The organism is Janthinobacterium sp. J1-1, assembly GCF_030944405.1.
Lineage (GTDB): Bacteria > Pseudomonadota > Gammaproteobacteria > Burkholderiales > Burkholderiaceae_D > Janthinobacterium.
In genome coordinates, this window is the sequence record NZ_CP132339.1 from 3,333,108 (window position 1) to 3,351,575 (window position 18,468).

General features: G+C 64.7%; 20 protein-coding genes. 7 read left to right on the forward strand and 13 right to left on the reverse strand.

Annotation, left to right across the window (positions count from 1 at the left end; all coding sequences use genetic code 11):
- Position 1: 1 nt before the first annotated feature.
- Positions 2 to 1,669 (reverse strand): Na+/H+ antiporter, encoded by a 1,668-nt coding sequence (locus Q8L25_RS15180; protein WP_308925598.1) that lies wholly within the window; start codon positions 1,667 to 1,669, stop codon positions 2 to 4.
- Positions 1,670 to 1,848: 179 nt separating this feature from the next.
- Here Q8L25_RS15180 and Q8L25_RS15185 point away from each other — a divergent pair, with 179 nt between their 5' ends.
- From Q8L25_RS15185 to Q8L25_RS15200, 4 genes are all read left to right on the forward strand, one after another.
- Positions 1,849 to 3,156, forward strand: coding sequence for a cytochrome c (locus tag Q8L25_RS15185; protein WP_308925599.1), 1,308 nt, complete (start codon positions 1,849 to 1,851; stop codon positions 3,154 to 3,156).
- A gap of 20 nt (positions 3,157 to 3,176) precedes the next feature.
- Positions 3,177 to 3,644, forward strand: a complete 468-nt coding sequence (locus Q8L25_RS15190) for a 2Fe-2S iron-sulfur cluster-binding protein (protein WP_308925600.1) — start codon at positions 3,177 to 3,179, stop codon at positions 3,642 to 3,644.
- On the forward strand, positions 3,637 to 5,967 hold the full coding sequence (locus Q8L25_RS15195) for a molybdopterin cofactor-binding domain-containing protein (protein WP_308925601.1): 2,331 nt from the start codon (positions 3,637 to 3,639) through the stop codon (positions 5,965 to 5,967). The genes Q8L25_RS15190 and Q8L25_RS15195 overlap by 8 nt, the downstream gene beginning before the upstream one ends.
- A 92-nt stretch (positions 5,968 to 6,059) precedes the next feature.
- Positions 6,060 to 6,725, forward strand: coding sequence for an alpha/beta hydrolase (locus tag Q8L25_RS15200; protein WP_308925602.1), 666 nt, complete (start codon positions 6,060 to 6,062; stop codon positions 6,723 to 6,725).
- 6 nt (positions 6,726 to 6,731) lie between these two features.
- On the opposite strand, the gene fghA is transcribed toward Q8L25_RS15200, so the two are convergent.
- Positions 6,732 to 7,595 carry an S-formylglutathione hydrolase gene (gene fghA / locus Q8L25_RS15205; RefSeq protein ID WP_308925603.1) on the reverse strand — a complete coding sequence of 288 codons (864 nt, stop codon included), beginning with the start codon at positions 7,593 to 7,595 and terminating at the stop codon, positions 6,732 to 6,734.
- Positions 7,596 to 7,748: 153 nt separating this feature from the next.
- On the opposite strand from fghA, the gene Q8L25_RS15210 reads away from it, so the two are divergent.
- On the forward strand, positions 7,749 to 8,813 hold the full coding sequence (locus tag Q8L25_RS15210; protein ID WP_308925604.1) for an aldo/keto reductase: 1,065 nt from the start codon (positions 7,749 to 7,751) through the stop codon (positions 8,811 to 8,813).
- A gap of 12 nt (positions 8,814 to 8,825) precedes the next feature.
- On the opposite strand, the gene Q8L25_RS15215 is transcribed toward Q8L25_RS15210, so the two are convergent.
- The 5 genes from Q8L25_RS15215 to Q8L25_RS15235 all read right to left on the reverse strand — a co-directional run bounded on the left by Q8L25_RS15215 (position 8,826) and on the right by Q8L25_RS15235 (position 11,737).
- Complete coding sequence (locus Q8L25_RS15215; protein ID WP_308925605.1) at positions 8,826 to 9,689, reverse strand: NAD-dependent protein deacetylase; 864 nt, start codon at positions 9,687 to 9,689, stop codon at positions 8,826 to 8,828.
- A 47-nt stretch (positions 9,690 to 9,736) separates the two neighbouring features.
- Positions 9,737 to 10,417 carry a signal peptidase I gene (gene lepB / locus Q8L25_RS15220; RefSeq protein WP_374694279.1) on the reverse strand — a complete coding sequence of 227 codons (681 nt, stop codon included), beginning with the start codon at positions 10,415 to 10,417 and terminating at the stop codon, positions 9,737 to 9,739.
- 154 nt (positions 10,418 to 10,571) lie between these two features.
- Positions 10,572 to 10,811, reverse strand: a complete 240-nt coding sequence (locus Q8L25_RS15225) for a hypothetical protein (RefSeq protein WP_308925606.1) — start codon at positions 10,809 to 10,811, stop codon at positions 10,572 to 10,574.
- Positions 10,808 to 10,981, reverse strand: coding sequence for a hypothetical protein (locus Q8L25_RS15230; protein ID WP_308925607.1), 174 nt, complete (start codon positions 10,979 to 10,981; stop codon positions 10,808 to 10,810). Before Q8L25_RS15230 ends, Q8L25_RS15225 begins: the two co-directional genes overlap by 4 nt.
- Positions 10,982 to 11,185: 204 nt before the next feature.
- On the reverse strand, positions 11,186 to 11,737 hold the full coding sequence (locus Q8L25_RS15235; protein ID WP_308925608.1) for a GNAT family protein: 552 nt from the start codon (positions 11,735 to 11,737) through the stop codon (positions 11,186 to 11,188).
- 82 nt (positions 11,738 to 11,819) lie between these two features.
- On the opposite strand from Q8L25_RS15235, the gene Q8L25_RS15240 reads away from it, so the two are divergent.
- Positions 11,820 to 12,212 (forward strand): VOC family protein, encoded by a 393-nt coding sequence (locus Q8L25_RS15240; protein WP_308925609.1) that lies wholly within the window; start codon positions 11,820 to 11,822, stop codon positions 12,210 to 12,212.
- Position 12,213: 1 nt separating this feature from the next.
- On the opposite strand, the gene Q8L25_RS15245 is transcribed toward Q8L25_RS15240, so the two are convergent.
- Positions 12,214 to 12,798, reverse strand: coding sequence for a DinB family protein (locus Q8L25_RS15245; RefSeq protein WP_308925610.1), 585 nt, complete (start codon positions 12,796 to 12,798; stop codon positions 12,214 to 12,216).
- A 130-nt stretch (positions 12,799 to 12,928) separates the two neighbouring features.
- Between Q8L25_RS15245 and Q8L25_RS15250 the strand changes: the two genes are divergently transcribed.
- A complete protein-coding gene (locus Q8L25_RS15250) occupies positions 12,929 to 13,909 on the forward strand; it encodes an HDOD domain-containing protein (protein ID WP_308925611.1) in 981 nt (326 codons plus the stop codon).
- A gap of 5 nt (positions 13,910 to 13,914) precedes the next feature.
- Here the strand turns inward: Q8L25_RS15250 and Q8L25_RS15255 are convergent, their stop codons facing one another.
- From Q8L25_RS15255 to Q8L25_RS15275, 5 genes are all read right to left on the reverse strand, one after another.
- Entirely contained in the window at positions 13,915 to 14,616 is a 702-nt protein-coding gene (locus Q8L25_RS15255) for an ABC transporter ATP-binding protein (protein ID WP_308925612.1), read from the reverse strand.
- A complete protein-coding gene (locus tag Q8L25_RS15260) occupies positions 14,609 to 15,322 on the reverse strand; it encodes an ABC transporter ATP-binding protein (protein WP_308925613.1) in 714 nt (237 codons plus the stop codon). The genes Q8L25_RS15255 and Q8L25_RS15260 overlap by 8 nt, the downstream gene beginning before the upstream one ends.
- Positions 15,315 to 16,277 carry a branched-chain amino acid ABC transporter permease gene (locus Q8L25_RS15265; protein WP_308925614.1) on the reverse strand — a complete coding sequence of 321 codons (963 nt, stop codon included), beginning with the start codon at positions 16,275 to 16,277 and terminating at the stop codon, positions 15,315 to 15,317. Before Q8L25_RS15265 ends, Q8L25_RS15260 begins: the two co-directional genes overlap by 8 nt.
- Complete coding sequence (locus tag Q8L25_RS15270; RefSeq protein ID WP_308925615.1) at positions 16,274 to 17,146, reverse strand: branched-chain amino acid ABC transporter permease; 873 nt, start codon at positions 17,144 to 17,146, stop codon at positions 16,274 to 16,276. The genes Q8L25_RS15265 and Q8L25_RS15270 overlap by 4 nt, the downstream gene beginning before the upstream one ends.
- Before the next feature lie 95 nt (positions 17,147 to 17,241).
- Positions 17,242 to 18,408 carry an ABC transporter substrate-binding protein gene (locus Q8L25_RS15275; protein WP_308925616.1) on the reverse strand — a complete coding sequence of 389 codons (1,167 nt, stop codon included), beginning with the start codon at positions 18,406 to 18,408 and terminating at the stop codon, positions 17,242 to 17,244.
- Positions 18,409 to 18,468 lie beyond the last annotated feature (60 nt).

Here is an 18,468-nt window from a genome sequence, read left to right on the forward strand (position 1 = left end):
GCTATTCCTCCAGCGTCGCTTCCAGCAGATCGATCTCGCGCAGCAGGCGCAGGTGGATGGCGTCGTCCAGCTCGCCCGAGATGCGGCGGCGGAACAGTTCGTCGCGCTCGGCATTGAGCGCTTCCAGGCGCAGCGAGCGCTCGGCCCTGGCCAGCTCCTGCATGCGGGCCGCCTCATCGTTGCTGCTTTCGCCATACGCCATGCGGCGCCGGTAGGCTTCGATCAGGCGGTTGGCGGCTTCGGTGACGACTTGCTCCTTGCCATCGGTACCGATGCCGGCGCAGACTTTTTCCAGCCGCGCCACGGCCGCTTCGGCGGCGGCCGAACGGGCGTTGCGCTCTTCGCTCGAGCGGCGCGCGGGCGGCGCGAACACCAGGCCTTTCGTCAAGAGCGGCAGGGTGACGCTGGCCAGTATCAGGGACAGCAAAATCACGCCCATGGCCAGGAAAATCACCAGGTCGCGCGCGGGAAAGCGCGTGCCGTCCGGCAGGAACAAGGGTAGTGTCAGGATGCCGGCCAGGGTCAGGGCGCCGCGCACGCCGGCAAACGAAGCCACCAGCAGCAGGCGCAGGCTGGGGCGTGCCAGCGAGCCGCCGTCCTTGCCTTCCAGCGAGGTGCCATTCCTGGCGGCTTTCTTCTGGCGCTTGAACAGGGTCAGCTTCATCGAGATGGCGACCCAGATAAAGCGCATGAAGGTCAGGCCCACCGTGATGGCCACCACGTACAGCGGCAGCTTCCAGGCGCTGCCGGCGCCTACTTCGGCCGAGGCCGCCTGCAGGCTGGCGATGGTGGTGGGGAGCTGCGCGCCCAGCATGACGAAGATCACGCCGTTCAGCACCAGTTGCACGGTGTCCCAGACGGCCTTGCGCTGGGTGCGCGTGGCGGCCAGCGGACGGCCGATCAGGTCGGCGTAATGCATGGACACGCCGGCCGTGGCGGCGGCCAGGATGCCCGAGCCGTGGATCTGCTCGGCGCCCAGATAGGCCGCAAACGGAATCAATATGCTGATCAGGATTTGCAGGCCCGGCTCTTCGCCGACCTTGCTGACCAGCCATTTGTTGGCCAGGCCCACGCCCCAGGAAATCGCCAGGCCGATCAGGATGCCGCCGCCCGCTTCCTGCAGGAAGCTCAAGGACGCCGCGCCGATGGAAAAGCCGCCCGTCATCATGGCGCCCACGGCAAACGTGAAGCACACCAGGCCGGAGGCGTCATTCAACAGCGACTCGCCTTCGAGTATGTGCATCAGGCGCGGCGGAATCGGATTGCCGGCCGCAATCGCCGACACGGCCACCGGATCGGTCGGCGACAGGATGGCGCCCAGCGCAAAGGCGACCGCCAGCGGCACGGTGGGGATCAGCCAGTCGATAAAGAAGCCCATGCCCAGCACGGTAAACAGCACCAGGCCGATGGCCAGCATCAGGATCGAGCGCGCATCGGAAAAAAAAGCGCCCTTGGGGATGCGCCAGCCATCGAGGAACAGCAGCGGCGGAATGAACAGCAAAAAGAAAATATCGGGATCGAGCGGCAACTGCAGGCCGAACAGGGCCAGGCCCGTGCCGCCGGCGATCTGGATCAGGGGCAGCGGCAGCTTGACCCAGCGCGAGCGGGCGATAAAGCCGCACAGGACGACGGTCAGGACCAGGACGAGGATGATGGTAACGGTATGCATGAAGGGAAGATGGCCGTGCTGAAACGACGATTATAAGTCGCCGCGCCCGCTTGCCGCTGTGCGCTTGCTGACACAGGGCGGCGCTAGGTAACTTTGCTTACATACAACAAGTCGCAATCCGCGTAAAATTCTGCCATGAAGCGCACGGCCTGTGCGCTAGTTTTTATTATCGGAAAGTCTTGTTCAAGAAAATCTGTACCGGCCTGCTTATATTGCTGGGCCTGCTTGTGGTCGCCGCCGGCGCCATCTACGCCGCTTACTGGCGTCCCGCGCTGGCACCCATCGCCACGCCACCATCCACCGCGTTTTCCGCCCAGGCGATCGAACAGGGCCGCATCCTGGCCGGCATGGGCAATTGCGCCGCCTGCCATACGGTCAAGGGCGGCGCCGACTATGCGGGCGGGCGCGGCATGGCCACGCCGTTCGGCACCATCCACGCCACCAATATCACGCCCGACCCGCAGACGGGTATCGGCCGCTGGTCGCTGGCGGCGTTCCAGCGCGCCATGCGCGAAGGCATGGGGCGCGACGGCGAACACCTGTTTCCCGTGTTTCCCTACACGCACTTCGCACTGGCCAGCGATGCCGATATTGCCGCCCTGTACGCTTATTTCATGACGCGCCCGCCCGTGTATGCGGTCACTCCCGCCAATACCGTGCCGTTTCCCTTGAACCAGCGCGCCCTGCAGGCCGGCTGGAAATTGCTGTTTTTTAAACCCGGCAGCTTGCCGCGCAATGCCGCGCAAGGCGCGGACTGGAACCGGGGCCGCTACCTGGCCGAAGGCCTGGCCCATTGCGCCGCCTGCCATACGCCGCGCAATGCGCTCGGTGCGGAGGTGGCCGGCTCGGCCTACCAGGGCGCGGCCATCGACCACTGGTATGCGCCGCCATTGACAGCTGCCAACACGGCGCCGCTGCCGTGGACGAAGGACGAGCTGTACGCCTTCCTGCGTACCGGCGCCACCGCCCTGCACGGGGTGGCGGCCGGGCCCATGTCGGAAGTGGTGCACGAGGGCATGGATGCTTCGCCCGACGCCGATATCCGCGCGCTGGCCGCCTATTTTGCCGACCTGGCCAAGCCGCAGGACCAGGTCGTGCCACCGGTCGATGCGGCCTCGGTGATCGCGGCCGGCATCAAGCGCTCGCAGAAGGTCGGCATGATCGATAACGACCGTGGCGCCAGCCTGTACGTGGCCGCCTGCGCATCGTGCCACTCGAACAGCGACGGCCAGCCCTCGCTGCTGCGGCCGGAACTGAGCCTGAACAGCGCCGTCAGCGCGCCCGACCCGTCCAACCTGATCCAGGTGATCCTGCACGGCGTGGGCAAGGACGAGGGCCTGCGCGGCGTGCTGATGCCGGCCTTTGCCCAGTCGCTGACGGATGCCGACATTGCCCAACTGGCGGCGTATTTGCGCCGCAGCCGCAGCCACCAGCCGGCCTGGAGCAACCTGGAAGCGACGGTGGCGCGCGTGCGTGCCGGCAAGTAAATCCCCAAGAAAGCAAGCTCATGCATCATTTGACCATTAATGGAAAACCGTTTTCCGCCGATGTGGACGCCGAGACACCCCTGCTGTGGGTGCTGCGCGACGACGCCAGATTAAAAGGTACCAAGTTTGGCTGCGGCATCGGCCTGTGCGGCGCCTGCACCGTGCATGTCGACGGCCGCGCCGTGCGCTCCTGCATCATGCCCGTGTCCGCCGTGTCCGGCTCTGCCGTCACCACCATCGAAGGGCTGTCGCCGGACGGCAAGCATCCCTTGCAGCAAGCCTGGATCGCCACCCAGGCGCCCCAGTGCGGCTATTGCCAGTCTGGCCAGATCATGCAGGCGGCCACCTTGCTGCGCGACTACCCGCAGCCGACCGACGCCAATATCGACGCCGTAATGAGCGGCAACCTGTGCCGCTGCATGGCCTATGTGCGCATCCGCAAGGCGATCAAGCTGGCGGCCGGCATGCAGGAGAAGGCCGATGCTTAAGCTGCCGAAAGAACATGCCGCATCGCAGCCCAGCTCGCTGGGTCGGCGCGGCTTCCTGATCGCCGCCGCCGGCACCGGTTTTACCCTGGCCTTCCTGCGCGCCGACAGTTCCATGGCGGCCGGCAAGGCGGCAAGCGTGCCTGCCGCGGCGCCCGCCGCACCCGTGTTTGATCCCACCATCTGGTTCGGGATCGACCGCGACGGCATCGTGACCGTGAATATCGCCAAGGCGGAAATGGGCCAGCATATCGGTACGGCGTTGGCGCGCATCGTGGCCGACGAGCTGGAGGCGGACTGGAGCAAGGTCAAGCTGCGTTACGTGGACAGCGACCCGAAATGGGGGCTGATGGTGACGGGCGGCAGCTGGTCGGTGTGGCAGAATTTCGAGCCGCTGAGCCGCGCCGGCGCGGCCGGGCGCTTGGCCCTGCTCGAAGAAGGCGCGCGGCTGCTGCGCGTGCCGGTCTCGGCCTGTACGGCCAGGCTGGGCGTGGTGCACGGACGTGGCCGCTCGATCAGCTATGGCGAGATCGTGCGGCGCGGCAAGCTGGGGCGGCACTATACGCCGGAGCAGTTGAAAGCCATCGTGCTGAAGACGCCGCAGCAGCGCCGTCTGGTGGGGCAGGCGGTGCAGGCGCTGGACGTGCCGTCGAAAACCGATGGCACGGCCATGTACGGTATCGATGCGGGTATCGATGTGGAAATCGACGGCATGGTATATGCGAGGCCGAAGATCCCGCCCACACGCTACGGTTGCAAAGTGCTGTCGATCGACGACACGGCGGCGAAGAAGATCAAGGGCTACCTGAAATCGGAAGCTCTGAATGACCCCAGCGGCACGGTGCCGGGCTGGGTCATGGTGTATGCGGAAAGCTATGCGGCGGCCAGCCGCGCGGCCGACCTGGTGCAGGTCAAATGGCGGGCCGGCGCGGCAGCCCATGTGTCCGAGCAGGACATCCTGCATTACGGCAGCAAGCAGATCGCCGACCCCACCCTGGGCGCGCGCGTGGTCGATGACGAGGGCGTGGAGCAGGCGTTCGCCGACGCCGGCCTGACGTTGGCGCGCCAGTACACGACGGCCACGGTGCTGCATTTCCAGCTCGAACCGGTGAACGCCACGGCGCAGGAAATCGATGGCGTCTGGCATATCCATGCCGGCACGCAATGGCAATCGCTGACCTTGCCGGTGCTGGCCAAGGCGCTGCAGGTGCCCGAAAGCCAGGTGGTGCTGCATACCTATCTGCTGGGCGGCGGCTTTGGCCGGCGCCTCAACGGCGATTATTGCATCCCGGCCGCGCTGGGCGCGAAAGCGCTGGGGCGGCCCGTGAAAATGATCTGTTCGCGGGCCGACGACGCGCGCTTCGATTCGCCCCGTTCGCCTTCGATGCAGCATCTGCGCATGGCCTTCGATGCCAATGGCAAGGTCACCGCCATGCAGCATGAGGCGAGCGCCGGCTGGCCGACCCAGGCCCTGGCGCCGGCCTTTTTGTCCAAGGACAAGCAAGGCCATCCTTACGATCCGTTCGCGATCGCCGGCGCCGATCACTGGTACACGGTGGGCGCGCAGCGCGTGCGCGCGATTTCCAACGACCTGGCCAACAGCACCTTCCGGCCGGGCTGGCTGCGTTCGGTGGGGCCGGGCTGGACCAACTGGGCGGTGGAAAGTTTTATCGATGAGGCGGCGCAGGCGGCCAAGGTCAATCCCTTGGACTTCCGCCTGTCGCTGCTGCAGGCCACGGGCCGCAATGCGGGCAGCGCGCCGAACGCCGTCGGCGGCGCGCAACGCCTGGTGCAGGTGTTGCTGCGCGCGGCGGAAAAAGCCGGCTGGGGCAAGGCCATGCCGAAAGACACGGGCCTGGGCATCGCCGCCACCTTTGGCCAGGAGCGCGATATGCCGACCTGGACCGCCTGCGTGGCGCGGGTGCGGGTTGACCGCAATACTTGCATGGTGCAAGTCGAAAAACTGACCATGGTGATCGACGCCGGCACCATCGTCGACCCCGACGGCGCGCTGGCGCAGGCCGAAGGCGGCGCGCTGTGGGGCGTGAGCATGGCGATCCACGAAGGCACGGCGTTTTTGAACGGCCAGGTGCGCGACACCAACCTCTCCAGCTATACGCCGCTGCGGATTGCCGACGTGCCCGAGCTCGATATCGAGTTTGTCCAGAGTAAGGAAGCCGCGACCGGCATGGGCGAGCCGCCGACCACGGTGGTGGCGCCGGCGATCGCCAACGCCATCTTTGCCGCCGTCGGCGCGCGCGTGCGCCACTTGCCGATACGCCCGGAAGCCGTGCTGAAGGGACTGGACCGCTACGGCGCGGTTTGAACATGGTGGCAAGTTTGCTACACTGAGCATGCGGCCAGGCTCCCGCCTTGGTGCCGCCCGGGAAGTCCAAACCGTACCTCAGGGAGGCAAGCATGCAAGAACAATTTGTCAGCATTACGGCCGATGAACTGCAGCTCGACGGGGTATTGATGCTGCCGGAACGACCGGTGGGCGTGGTGCTGTTTGCGCATGGGGCCAGCGCCGATGGCGGCTACCGCAATGCCGCCACGCAGGCGACCGCCAGCGACTTCGTGCGCGCCGGCCTGGCCACCCTGTGCTTCGACCAGGCCGGCATCGCTCCCGGCGGCGGCGATGGCGGACACCGCTATTTCGTGCATGCCGATGTCGTGCTGCTGGCGCGCCAGCTGGAAAAGGCGCTGGGCTGGCTGCGCATCGATGCCACCACGCGCAAGCTGCCTTGCGGCCTGTATGGCCAGGGCGCCAGCGCGGCGGCGGTGATGCAAGTGGCGGCCTGGCGCGGCAGCGAACTGGCCGCCCTGGCCGTCTGCGATGCACAAGTGGAACTGGCCGGCAAGGCCGCGCTGGACAATGTGCGCGTGCCCTCGCTGTTGATCGTGGCCGGGCGCGATCCCGATGTCGCCGGCCTGAACCGCATGGCGTTTGCCGCGCTGCGCTGCGACAAGCAACTGGAACAGATCGCCGCACCGGGCAGCGCGGAGGCGCGCCACCAGGCGGCCTTGCTGGCCTGCGACTGGTACACCCGCCATTTCAACGGGCATGCCAGTGGCGATTTCTAAAACTGCTTAGCCTTTGCTGCCCAGATTGCGCGCATGGAAGCGCAGATGGTCTTCCACGAAGGTGGAAATGAAGTAATAGCCATGGTCGTAGCCTTCGTGGCGGCGCAGTGTCAGGGGCTGGCCGGCATTGCGGCAGGCCGCTTCGAATACTTCCGGGAACAGTTGGTCCGGCAGGAATTTGTCGGCCAGGCCCTGGTCGATCAATATGCCATCAGGAAACGGTACGGCTTGTCCTTGCAACGCGGTCATCAGCGCGCTGGCGTCGTACTGTTGCCAGCCGCTCTCGTCGCTGCCGAGGTAGCCCGTGAAGGCCTTTTTGCCCCATGGACATTGCGAGGGCGCGGCGATGGGGGCAAAGGCCGACACCGAGTGGAACAGCCCGGGATTGCGCAGGGCCAATACCAGCGCGCCATGGCCGCCCATCGAGTGGCCGAAGATGCCGGTACGCTGCGGGTCGATGTGCAATGCCTGCTCCAGCAGCGCCCGCAGTTCCAGGATATAGCTGTACATGCGGTAATGCGTGCTCCATGGCGCTTCGGTGGCGTCGACATAGAAGCCGGCGCCGGCACCGAAGTCCCAGGCGTCGGTCTCGCCGGCGATATTGGCGCCGCGCGGGCTGGTATCGGGGGTGATCAGGATCAGGCCTTCCTCGGCCGCCACGCGCTGGGCGCCGCCCTTGATCATGAAGGTTTCTTCGGTGCAGGTCAGCCCGGCCAGGTAAAACAGGGCAGGGTGTTTGCCTGCCTTGTCCGCCGCGCTGGCCGGGATAAACACCGAGAAACGCATCGGCAAGCCGGTCGCTTGCGCATCGTGGCGATAAAAGCGTTGTACGCCGCCAAAGCAGGCATGTTCACTCAACAGTTCCAGCATGAATTCTCCTTGTGAATTGCATAGTATAGCCAGAGTGGCGGCAGCTCGTAATTTGCCCTTTTAAATTATGATCGACATTTATGCAAAAGTGTCCTATGCTTCGAACATGACGATCATCATTTAATCGCGGCGCAGCCGCATTCAGGAGAAATCATGTCCATGCACTACACAACATTTGGCCGCTGCACCGGTGTGCGCGTGTCGCAACTGGCTTTGGGTACCGGTAACTTCGGCACGGGCTGGGGTTATGGTTCCGAACGCGAGGAGGCGAAAAGCGTGTTCGACGGCTATGTGGCCGCAGGCGGCAACTTCATCGATACGGCCGATACCTACCAGGTGGGACAGTCCGAGCAACTGGTGGGCGACTTTATCGCCGCCGACCGCGACCACTTCGTGCTGGCCAGCAAATACACCTTGGGTGGCCAGCCGAATGCCGGCCTGTCGCGCACGGGCAATAGCCGCAAGACCATGATACAGTCCGTCGAAGCGAGCCTGAAGCGCCTGAATACCGACCGCATCGACCTGTATTGGGCGCATTTCAGCGATGACGCCACGCCGATGGACGAGATCATGCGCGCCTTCGACGACTTGGTGCGTTCCGGCAAGATCCTGTATGCGGGCCCGTCGAACTTTCCCGCCTGGCGCGTGGCGCGCGCCGACATGATGGCCGAGCTGCGTGGCTGGGCGCCCCTGATCGGCGTGCAGACCGAATACAGCCTGGCCGAGCGCAGCGCCGACCGCGACTTGCTGCCGATGGCCGAGGCGCTGGGGCTGGGTGCGGCGCTATGGTCGCCACTGGGCGGTGGTTTGCTGACCGGCAAATACCGCGACAGCCGCGAAGGCCGCCTGACGGGCTTTGGCGGCGTGCTGGTGCGTACTGAACAGGGCGCGCGCGAAACGGCGACGGTCGACGCCGTGCTGGCGATTGCCGGCGAGCATGAGGTGGCGCCGGTGCAGGTGGCGATTGCCTGGCTGCTGGCCAAGGCAAACAAATCCAGCACGGCGCTGGTGCCCATCCTCGGTTCGCGCACGCTGGCCCAGCTGGACGCCACCCTCGGCGCGCTGGCGCTGGTCTTGACGCCGGAACAGCTGCAGCGCCTGGACTCGGCCAGCGCGATCGCGCTTGGCGCACCGCTGGAAGCGATCGCCAACAGCGCGGCCGGCATCACCGGCGGCCAGGGCCAGCTGTTGCGCGCGCCGCTCCTGCCGGTGGCCTGAGGCGAGTAGCGTTCAAGCCAGCAAGGCGGCGACAAACGGCAGGATGTCCTGCGCCGGCGTTTCGATCTTGAACGCCAGCAGCTCATCGGCGCGCGTCTTGCCCAGGTTGATGGCGGCCACCGGCTTGCCGCTTTCCGCCGCCATGCGGCACAGGCGAAAGCTGGAATACACCATCACCGACGAGCCGATCACCAGCAGCGCGCTGGCGTCCTGCATCTTTTGCGCCGCTTCGGTGGCGCAGGCGGCCGGCACGCCATCGCCGAAAAACACCACGTCGGGTTTCAGGGTGCCGCCGCAATGCAGGCAGCGCGGCACGACGAAGCTGGCCAGTTGGGACGGTTCGAGCAGGGCGTCGCCATCGGGCGCCGGCGTGGCGGTGGCGCCGACCATGTGCGGGTTGTCGTAGTCGAGCATGTCCTGCACCGTGCGGCGCGCATAGTGCGCGTGGCAATCGAGGCACACCACCTCGTGTATGCTGCCGTGCAATTCGGTGACGCCCGTGCTGCCGGCCCGCTGGTGCAGGCCATCGACATTTTGCGTGACCAGGCTGCCGACGTTGCCCTGCAACGCCATTTGCGCGATGGCCAGGTGGCCGGGATTGGGCGCGGCGCGCGACAGCGCCGGATAACCGACCATGCTGCGTGCCCAGTAGCGCCGCTGCACGGCTGGCTGGCGCCGAAAGTCGGGTCCCTGCACGGGTGCATTGCCGCGCCGCACGCCATCGGTGTCGCGGTAGTCGGGGATGCCGGACGCCGTGCTGATGCCGGCGCCCGTCAACAGCAGCACGTCGGGATGGCGTTGCAGGAACTGCGCCAGCTGTTCGGGGGCCTCGCCGTGGCTGGCCAATGGCGGGCTGGAGGGAAGAAGTGTATGCATGATGGTCACATGCTACGCGAAAAATCCCTTGCCCATGCGTGTCGCTGTTACTGCAATGGCATGCCGAAACGATCGAATCGCGGCTGCCAGGCATCCTGGATATCGGCCGACACCAGGATGCGCTCGGCCTTGCCGATCAACAGTTCGCGTGGCACGAAGCCGAAATAGCGCGAGTCGGCGCTGTTGTCGCGGTTATCGCCCAGCATCATGTAGTGGCCGGCGGGCACGGTGACGGTGGCAAAATTGCGCCGCGCCGGCAATTGCGGCAGCAGCTGGATGCGGTGCGCCTGCGCCTGCCCGACGCCCTGTTCGCTGACCCGCTGTGCCTGCAACTGGCCGACGGCAGCGATGGTTTCGGCGACCGTATCGAGCGCGCTGTACTGTGCGGCACGGCCATTGATGACCAGTTGTTCGTTGCGCATTGCCACCGTATCGCCTGGCAGGGCGATGATGCGCTTGATCAGCCGCGTGCCGTCAAGCGGCGAGGAAAAGGTGACGATGTCGCCGCGCTGCGGTTCGCCCGTATGTTGCAGCACGATGTCGGTCAGCGGCACTTTCAGGTTGTAGGCCAGTCGGTTGACGAAGACCACGTCGCCTTCGACCAGGTTGGGCCGCATCGACGCCGAGGGGATGGGATTCCAGTCCGCCACGGCCGTGCGGAACACGCCGAACAGCATCAGGAACAGGATAAAACCTTTGTTGGCGCGTAGCCAGGTGCTGATCCGCATGGTGAGTCTTTCTCGTCAGGGTTGCACAGTGGGAGTGCTGTCTTGTTTGCAGCACATGTCCACCATGCCCGGCGAGACTGAAGCCATTCTTAAATCGCTCGCTTGCCGCTGTACCTTGCCGCACAGTGTTGCGTGCCAGCCTCATGAGCGCGCATCAAGGCCGCCGGCAAGGCGTGGCTTGATCGTTGCCCGGCAACGACTTGCCGTGCAGCTCTTCCCACAGCTCGCCCATGGCCACCAGCAAGCCACCGAGGACGAGGGGAATCGTCACCAGCCATGGCGAGCTGTCGAGCCATGGCGCCAGCACGATGGCGCAGAGGAAGGCGATGGCGAGCGAGGTCAGCCAGAAACGGCGTGGGTGGCGCAGCGTGAACAGGGCATGCAGCGTATTCATATGTCCTCCCTGGACAGGAATTGGTACAGGCGGGCAGCGAGGATGCTGCTGGCCGCAACCACGACGCAGCCGTCGAGAAAGAACAGCACCATGCCGATCAAATGCATGCCGTAGACCAGGTAAGTTGGCAGTTGCAGCGTTTCCGCCCACTGTGCCATCCAGGCCAGCACGATGGCGGCACAGAAAATGGCAAGGGGCCAACAGCAGCATCAGCAACACGTGTTCAAACAGGCGGTGGCGCAGTTTCATGTTTGACTCGTCAAGGTTGGGAAGATTCCCGAACCTCGAGTCTGTCAGCCAAACGAGTCCGCGCTTTGTCCTGGCGCAAAGTCGTCAGCGCCTGAGATAAAACAGCATTCATGCCAGGAAACTGTTTATTTGCCCTGATCCTGGGCGACGTCGTGCTTGCGGCGTTCGAAATACAGCAAGTCGCGCCAGGCGCCGTCGAAATACATGGCTTGCTCGGACATGCCATATTGATGAAAACCGTTGCGTTGCAATACCTTCGCCGACGCCAGGTTGGGGAGCCGCACGATCGATTCCAGGCGCCACAGTTCCAGCGGCCCGAACGCCTGTTCCAGCAGCAGCGCCACCAGGCGGCTGGCATAGCCGCGGCCGCCAAACTGCGCGCCGATGCGGTAGCCCAGCTGCGCCTTGTTGAAATACGGCCGCGTGACACCGGTCAGGTTGACCCTGCCGACGATCTGGCCATCGAGCTTGGCCAGGAACTGGTAGGACTGGTCCTGCTCGCGTTCGCGCTGCGCCTGTTCGATCATGGCGGCAATCGCGTCCAGCTTGTAATACGACTGCGCGCGCGCCGTGACCCAGGTTTCGAAGTGGGCGCGGTTGTCCAGTTCGAACGCCAGCAGATCATGCGTATCGGCGGTGGTCGGAAGATGCAATGCGAGGCGGTGGGTGTCGGTCATGGCGGCGTATCAAAAAGAGATGCGCCATTATAATCAGGCCAGGGTTTGACCGTTCGCACCACCGCCTGTTGAAAGGAACCGCATGCTGTCCCATCTCTGTCTCGGCACCAATGATTTTGCACGCGCTTACGCGTTTTATACCGACCTGCTCGGTGAACTGGGCCTGGTGCAGAAGTTTCACGATCCCGCCAAGCCCTGGGCGGGCTGGATGATGCCTGGCGTGCCGCGTCCGCTGTTCGTGCTGGGCGCGCCGCACGATGGCCAGGCGGCGTCGCCCGGCAATGGCCAGATGACGGCGCTGCTGGCCGGCAGCCGCGCGCAGGTGGACCGCAGCTACCAGGCGGCGCTGGCGCAAGGCGCCGTGTGCGAAGGCCCGCCCGGCTTGCGGCCGCATTACCACGCGAATTATTACGGCGCCTACTTTCGCGACCTCGATGGCAACAAGCTGTGCGTGTGCTGTCACGAGGCCGAGTAGCTCAGCGTTCGCCCCATACCTCCGGCTCGGTCCAGCCCAGGTCGGCAAAATCCTGCGCCCGCAGGTCCGCCTCGCCGGCGCAGTAAAATTCGTCGAGCTGCGGCGGTTCGATGCGCGTGCCGGCCAGCATGGCGTGCACCTGGCCCCGGTGGTGCAGCTGGTGCTGGAACAGATGCGCCAGCAGGCGCATGCGCGTGTCGACCTGCGGCGTGTCGCGCAGGATGGTGACGGGGCGCGCCAGGTCGGCGTCGCTCAACTGCCGGCAATGCGCGATCAGGCGCTGGTCCGAGGCCCGCTGCGCCGCATGCAGGTCCAGGCAGTTGTCGAACGGTTCGTCCTGCTCAAAAAAGACGTAGCAGTCGGGATGCGGCGGCTCGCCGCGCAATTCGCGCTCGAGCGCATCGAGATAAAACCAGTCGCACGTCAGGATATGGTTCAGCGTGGCCCCGATGGTGGGAAAAAAGCTGGTGCGCACCGCCTGGAACTCGGCCTGCGACAACTGTGCGCAGGCCTGGTACAAGCGGTGATTGGCCCAGGCGTTGTTATATGCCTGGGTACGGATGTAATGCGCAAGACTGTTGTTCATGATGAGCTCCATGCCATGCCCGGGACCGGCCCCGGGCGCTTTCCATGCAGGCGCCACTGTAGCACTTCGCATCAGGTAAAATCGCGGTTCGGATTTCCCGATAGTGAAGCAATGAGAGCGTGGACGGCATATGGGTTGGATAGGAAAACTACTGAACGGCGGCGACGACAAAAAGCCTGCACCAGTCACGACAGCGGCGGCGCCGGAGGTCGAGCACGAGCCCGCCACTATCGCCGAAATCGATGCCATCTACTATCGCTGGCTGGCGGCCGTGGGGTCGACGCAGGCGCCAGCGCAGACCGAACAGCGCATCCTGGATGAATTGACGCGCCTGGCCCGCGAACCGGTCGCCGGCGCCGCGCTGGTGCCGCGCATTCCGGCCATCATTCCGCAGTTGATGCGTACCCTGCAAGAAGAAAACATGAGCGCCGCCGAGCTGTCGCGCCAGTTGGCGCAGGACGTGGTGCTGGTGGCCGAGGTCTATCGGGAAGCGAACCGGCCCTGCTACCATTCGCGCTACAACGCCAGCCCGTCGATCAGCACCATGGAAGGCGCCATCATGCTGCTCGGGCAAAACAATATGCGCATGCTGCTGGCCCGCGTTGCCTTCCGTCCCATCGTCAGCATGAAAAGCGGTGGCCTGACCGTGCGCACGGCGCCGCTGATCTGGCGCCAGTCCGAAAAATGCGCGCTGGCGGCCAGCCTGCTGGCCCCCGGCATGCAGGCGAACGCCTTCGACGCCTACCTGGCGGGCCTGATGACCAATGTCGGCCTGGTGGTGGCGTTCCGGCTGATCGACCAGCTGCATGCGCCCGAAGCGTTTCCACAGTCAAGCGCCTTTATTGCCCAGGTATTTGCGCAGGCGCGCATCTTGTCGGTCAAGATCGCCGAATTATGGGAGTTTCCCGAGTCCGTCACCCGCGCCATCGCGCAGGCCGGGCAAGTGGATGCCGAGCCGCAGGCGCAAGCGCTGGCGCTGGGCGAACGCTTGAGCAAGCTGCGCATGCTGGTCGACGCCGCCCAGTTCGATGCCGACGACCCGCTCGTGGTGACCGGGCTCGGCAAAAGCGCGCTGGGGGTGTTCGACAAGCTGGCCGACGAGGAGGAGTAAGGATACTAGCGGGAAAAATACAGCTCGTGCAGATGCTCCAGGTCCACTTCGCTGGCCTTTTGCGACAGCGCCACTTTCCCGCTTTGCATCAGGTAGACGTGGTCCGCCACTTTCACCGCGCGCGCCGTGTTCTGCTCGACCAGCACGATGGTGCGCTGGCCGTCATTGAGCCGCGCCAGGATCTCGAACAGTTCGCCCACCACCAGCGGCGCCAGGCCCAGCGACGGTTCGTCGATGATCAACAGCGACGGGTCCGACATCAGGCCGCGCGCCATCGCCAGCATCTGCGCTTCGCCGCCGGACAGCGAACCGGCCAGCTGCCTGCGCCGCTCGCGCAGGCGCGGGAACATGGCGTACGACTCTTCCAGCCGCGCGCGCATATGGGCCCGGTGCGCCTTCGGAAACGCACCCATGATCAGGTTTTCTTCCACGCTCATGTCGCGAAACGTCATGCGCCCTTCCGGTATCATGGTCACGCTGGCATCGCTCATCTTCCAGGTCGGCGTGCCGTTCAGGACCTTGCCGTCCAGGCTGATGCTGCCCGCGCTGGACGGCACCAGGCCCATGATGGCGCGCAAGAGCGTCGTCTTGCCGGCGCCGTTCGGGCCGATGATCGTCGTCAGCTGGCCCTTGGCCACGCTCAAGGACACATCCCACAGCACATTGATGGCGCCGTAGCCGGCGCGCAGTTTATCCACTTCAAGCATCAAAGGCTCCCGTATAACTTTTGATGACGGCCGGATCGCGGAACACCGCGTCCGGCGTGCCGTCGGCGATCAGCTGGCCGAAATTGAGCACCGCCACGCGCGGGCACAGATTGCTGATGGTCTCGATATCGTGCTCGATCATCACGATCCCCACCCCAAACTTGGCATGGAGGTCCTTCAGCATGCCCATGAAGCGGCGCTTGCCCGTGGTTTCCAGGCCGGCCAGCACTTCGTCGAGCAGCAGCAGTTTCGGATCGGTGGCCAGCGCCTTGGCCACTTCCAGCGCCTTCAATTCCGTCAGCGCCAGCTCGCTGGCCGCGTCGCGCCCGGCCTTGGCGGATAAACTGGTGAAGTCGAGGATCTCGTCGATCTTTTTATGATCGACCTTGCCGGTGCCAAAGCGCTGCGCGACGATCAGGTTTTCGCGCACCGTCAGTTCGTGCATCGGTTGCGGTATCTGGAAGGTGCGGCCGATGCCCAGGCGCGCGCGCTGGTACATCGGCGTGGCCATCACGTCGCGCCCTTCGAAGCGGATCGCGCCGCCGGTCGGGCGCACCAGGCCCGAGATCGCATTGAACAGGGTGGTCTTGCCGGCGCCGTTCGAGCCCACCAGGCCGATCACGTCATTGCTGGCGATGGACAGGGTGACCGCATCGACGGCCGTCAGGCCGCCGAAGCGCACCGAGACATTATCAAGTTCAAGCATGCGTCTTCTCCTTTCCCTTGAATAATTTTTTCAGCAGCGGCAGCAAGCCGTTCGGGCTGAAGACGATCATCGCCACCAGCAGCACGCCCAGCACCAGCTGGTGGCCGGTCGGGATCAGCGACTTGAAGATCAGCTGGTCGACCAGGTACACCACCACGGCACCGAGCACGGGGCCGAGGATGGTGCGGTAGCCGCCGAAGATCGCCGCGACGATGGGCAAGGTGACCCACAGGCTGTTGAAGGCGTAATCGGGTTCCAGGAAGTTGATATAGTGGGCGTTGAAGGCGCCGAACAGGCCCGCCATAAAGGCCGACACCAGCAGCATCGCGCCTTTCAGCAAGGTGCTGTTGACGCCGACCACGCGCGTCGCATCCTCGCTGTCGTGCATGGCGCGCAGGGCGATGCCGTAGTGGCTGGAGCGGATGCGGCTGTAGGCAAACGCGCACGCCACCACCAGCGTCAGCACCACCAGATAGGCGCCGGTCTTGCTGGACAGATCGAAGCCGAATACGGTGGGCAAGGTCGGGATATTGGCCACGCCGCCCGAGCCGCCGGTCAGCGAACTCCATTCGGTGGCCACGATGCGGAAGATATGCGCGTAGGCCAGGATCGCCAGCGCAAAATACGGCCCGCGCAGGCGCAGCACGGGCAGCATGATGACGGCGGAAACCGTCGCGCCGACGCCGCCCAGCAGCATGGCGGCAAACACGGGCAGGCCCAGTTTCACGGTGGTGAGCGCCGATACATACGCGCCGACGCCGAAGAACGCCGCATGGCCGAAGCTGACCATGCCGCCCAGGTTGCCCAGCAAGGCCCAGGACAGGGCCACGCCGCCGATGATCAGGGCCGCCACCACCATGCTCATCACATACTGGTTGCTGCCGAGGACCAGCGGTACCGCCACATAGGCGGCCAGCAGCAGAGCCATGGTGGAAATGAGGGAAGAAGATTTCATCCGCGCCTCCGTACCGCGCCGAACAGGCCGTTCGGCATAATGAACAGCACCAGCAGGAACAGGACCATGCCGGACAATTCCTGCAGCGCAGAACTGGCCAGCGTCACCGTCAGTGCTTCGGCCACGCCCAGCAGCACGGCGGCGATCAGCACGCCGGGGATCGAACCGATGCCGGCCAGCACCGTGATAATGAAGGCTTTCACCGTCAGCGCGCCGCCGTAGGCCGGCTGGATCACGCCATAGCTGAATAAGGCGACGCCTGCAAACGCGGCCAGGATGCCCGCCACCAGGAACGACACCATCTCGGTGCGGCCCGGGTCGATGCCCATCAGCTTGGCCGCGTCGCGGTTGCTGGAGACGGCGCGCACGGCGCGGCCATACCAGCTGGTCGACAGCCAGCGCCACAGCGCCGCCATCAGCACCAGGCTGACGCCGAAGAAAATCACTTCGCTGCGCATGCTGAAAAACGGCCCGATTTCAATGCCTTCCTGCAGCCAGCTCGACGAGGTCGAGCGGATGTCGGCCTTCCATACCAGCAAAATGAAATTGGTGAGAATGACGCCGATGCCGTAGGTAAGGATCAGCGAATTGATTTCGCGGTCTTTCTTGATGCGGCTGACGATAAAGTAGACGCCGACCGAGGTCAGGCTGACGATCACCAGCGCGATGGGGATCGCAAACATGGGACCGAGTCCCAGTCCCGATTCCACGCTGTAGGCGATGTACGCGGCCAGCAGCACCAGCTCGCCGTGCGCCAGGTTGATGATCTTCATGGTGCCGAACACCAGCGCCAGACCGAGCGCGATCAGGGCGTAGGAGCCGCCCTGCAGCAAGCCCGAATACAGGGCCTGCAGGATTAATTCTGTCATGTCGTTATCCCGTCAGGCAGCCTGCCAGCGCCCGCGAGGGGCCGGCCAGGCTGTCGTTCATCGGTGCGCGTCCAGGGATGGCGCGCAGACTTGCCTTACCAGGGCAGGGCCGGATACACCAGCTTGCCGGTGGCGTTTTCCTTCGGCCAGACGATCACCACTTTCTTGTCCTGGTGCTGCGCCATGCGGTGCACGAAGTTCAGGTTGTCGCCGTTGGCGGCAAACTGCACCCGGCCGATCAGTGTCTCGCGGTCGGTCTTGCGCATTTCCTCGGCCACGCCGCCTTTTTTGACGGTGCCCTTGTCGGCCGCGCGCGCGATCGCTTCGAACAGCAGCATCGACTGCACATAGCCGAACTGGCCCAGGTAGTCCGGCTCCTTCTTGTACAGCTGCTTGTAGGCGTCGCTGAAGGCCTTGCCGTCGGCCGTCTTGAATTCGGTGGGGTAGGCCAAGAGCGCCGTGCCGAACACGTTCGGCATCAGGTCGGGGAAGTCGGCCGCCATCTTCGGCGTGGCCAGCGACCACACGCCCACCATGGCCTTGATCTTCGGTTTCAGCACGCGCGCGGCGCGGATAATGCCGACGTAGTCGTTTTCATAGCCGACCATGGCCACCACTTCCGATTTGTCCTGCAGCTTGATCTTGTTGATGATGGGCTTGAAGTCGGTAATCGCCGGATCGAACGAGTGGCTGGTCACTTTCACGCCCTTGGCCAGCAGGGCTTTTTCCACGTCCTTGGCCAGGCCGGTGGTGGCGTCCTTGGTCGAATAGACGATGGAGACCGATTTGGCGCCCACGTCCTGCAGCATGCCCAGCATGGCTTTTTCGTAGCCGGCCGTGTTATTGATGCGGAAAAAATTCTTGCGCCCGCTGGAGACCAGGCTGTCGTCGACGCCACCCGAGGTGATATACACCAGGCCCAGCTTGTTGGCCGTGTCCGAGGCGGGCGAGATATTGTTCGAGCCGTAGCCGCCCGTGATCGCCACCACGCCCTGGCTGGCCAATTTTTCGACGGCGGCAATCGCTTTGGCCGGCGCCGATTCGTCGTCGACCGTGATGATCTTGACCGTGTGCTTGCCGTTGGTCTTGTTGAAGACTTCGGCCGCGACCAGGATGCCTTCCTGCATGCCGGCGCCGACCCGCGCCAGGTTGCCGGTCAGGGGGATTTCGGCGCCGACCAGGAATTCCTCGGCGCTGGCGCCGGACATCCAGGCACTGGCAACCAGGGTGGCCATGGCGATGCGTGTGAGTGTGCGTTTCATTGTTGTCTCCTCTGTTATTCGTTTCAAAACAGCCCGCTGGTGTTTTATTGTCGGGTGTAT

Excerpts from the sequence above, each read along its gene's own strand:
- Q8L25_RS15180 (WP_308925598.1), bottom strand. The coding sequence starts at position 1,669 with ATGCATACCGTTACCATCATCCTCGTCCTGGTCCTGACCGTCGTCCTG.
- Q8L25_RS15190 (WP_308925600.1), top strand. The coding sequence starts at position 3,177 with ATGCATCATTTGACCATTAATGGAAAACCGTTTTCCGCCGATGTGGAC.
- Q8L25_RS15195 (WP_308925601.1), top strand. The coding sequence starts at position 3,637 with ATGCTTAAGCTGCCGAAAGAACATGCCGCATCGCAGCCCAGCTCGCTG.
- Q8L25_RS15200 (WP_308925602.1), top strand. The coding sequence starts at position 6,060 with ATGCAAGAACAATTTGTCAGCATTACGGCCGATGAACTGCAGCTCGAC.
- fghA (WP_308925603.1), bottom strand. The coding sequence starts at position 7,595 with ATGCTGGAACTGTTGAGTGAACATGCCTGCTTTGGCGGCGTACAACGC.
- Q8L25_RS15210 (WP_308925604.1), top strand. The coding sequence starts at position 7,749 with ATGTCCATGCACTACACAACATTTGGCCGCTGCACCGGTGTGCGCGTG.
- Q8L25_RS15215 (WP_308925605.1), bottom strand. The coding sequence starts at position 9,689 with ATGCATACACTTCTTCCCTCCAGCCCGCCATTGGCCAGCCACGGCGAG.
- lepB (WP_374694279.1), bottom strand. The coding sequence starts at position 10,417 with ATGCGGATCAGCACCTGGCTACGCGCCAACAAAGGTTTTATCCTGTTC.
- Q8L25_RS15225 (WP_308925606.1), bottom strand. The coding sequence starts at position 10,811 with ATGAATACGCTGCATGCCCTGTTCACGCTGCGCCACCCACGCCGTTTC.
- Q8L25_RS15235 (WP_308925608.1), bottom strand. The coding sequence starts at position 11,737 with ATGACCGACACCCACCGCCTCGCATTGCATCTTCCGACCACCGCCGAT.
- Q8L25_RS15240 (WP_308925609.1), top strand. The coding sequence starts at position 11,820 with ATGCTGTCCCATCTCTGTCTCGGCACCAATGATTTTGCACGCGCTTAC.
- Q8L25_RS15245 (WP_308925610.1), bottom strand. The coding sequence starts at position 12,798 with ATGAACAACAGTCTTGCGCATTACATCCGTACCCAGGCATATAACAAC.
- Q8L25_RS15250 (WP_308925611.1), top strand. The coding sequence starts at position 12,929 with ATGGGTTGGATAGGAAAACTACTGAACGGCGGCGACGACAAAAAGCCT.
- Q8L25_RS15255 (WP_308925612.1), bottom strand. The coding sequence starts at position 14,616 with ATGCTTGAAGTGGATAAACTGCGCGCCGGCTACGGCGCCATCAATGTG.
- Q8L25_RS15260 (WP_308925613.1), bottom strand. The coding sequence starts at position 15,322 with ATGCTTGAACTTGATAATGTCTCGGTGCGCTTCGGCGGCCTGACGGCC.
- Q8L25_RS15265 (WP_308925614.1), bottom strand. The coding sequence starts at position 16,277 with ATGAAATCTTCTTCCCTCATTTCCACCATGGCTCTGCTGCTGGCCGCC.
- Q8L25_RS15270 (WP_308925615.1), bottom strand. The coding sequence starts at position 17,146 with ATGACAGAATTAATCCTGCAGGCCCTGTATTCGGGCTTGCTGCAGGGC.
- Q8L25_RS15275 (WP_308925616.1), bottom strand. The coding sequence starts at position 18,408 with ATGAAACGCACACTCACACGCATCGCCATGGCCACCCTGGTTGCCAGT.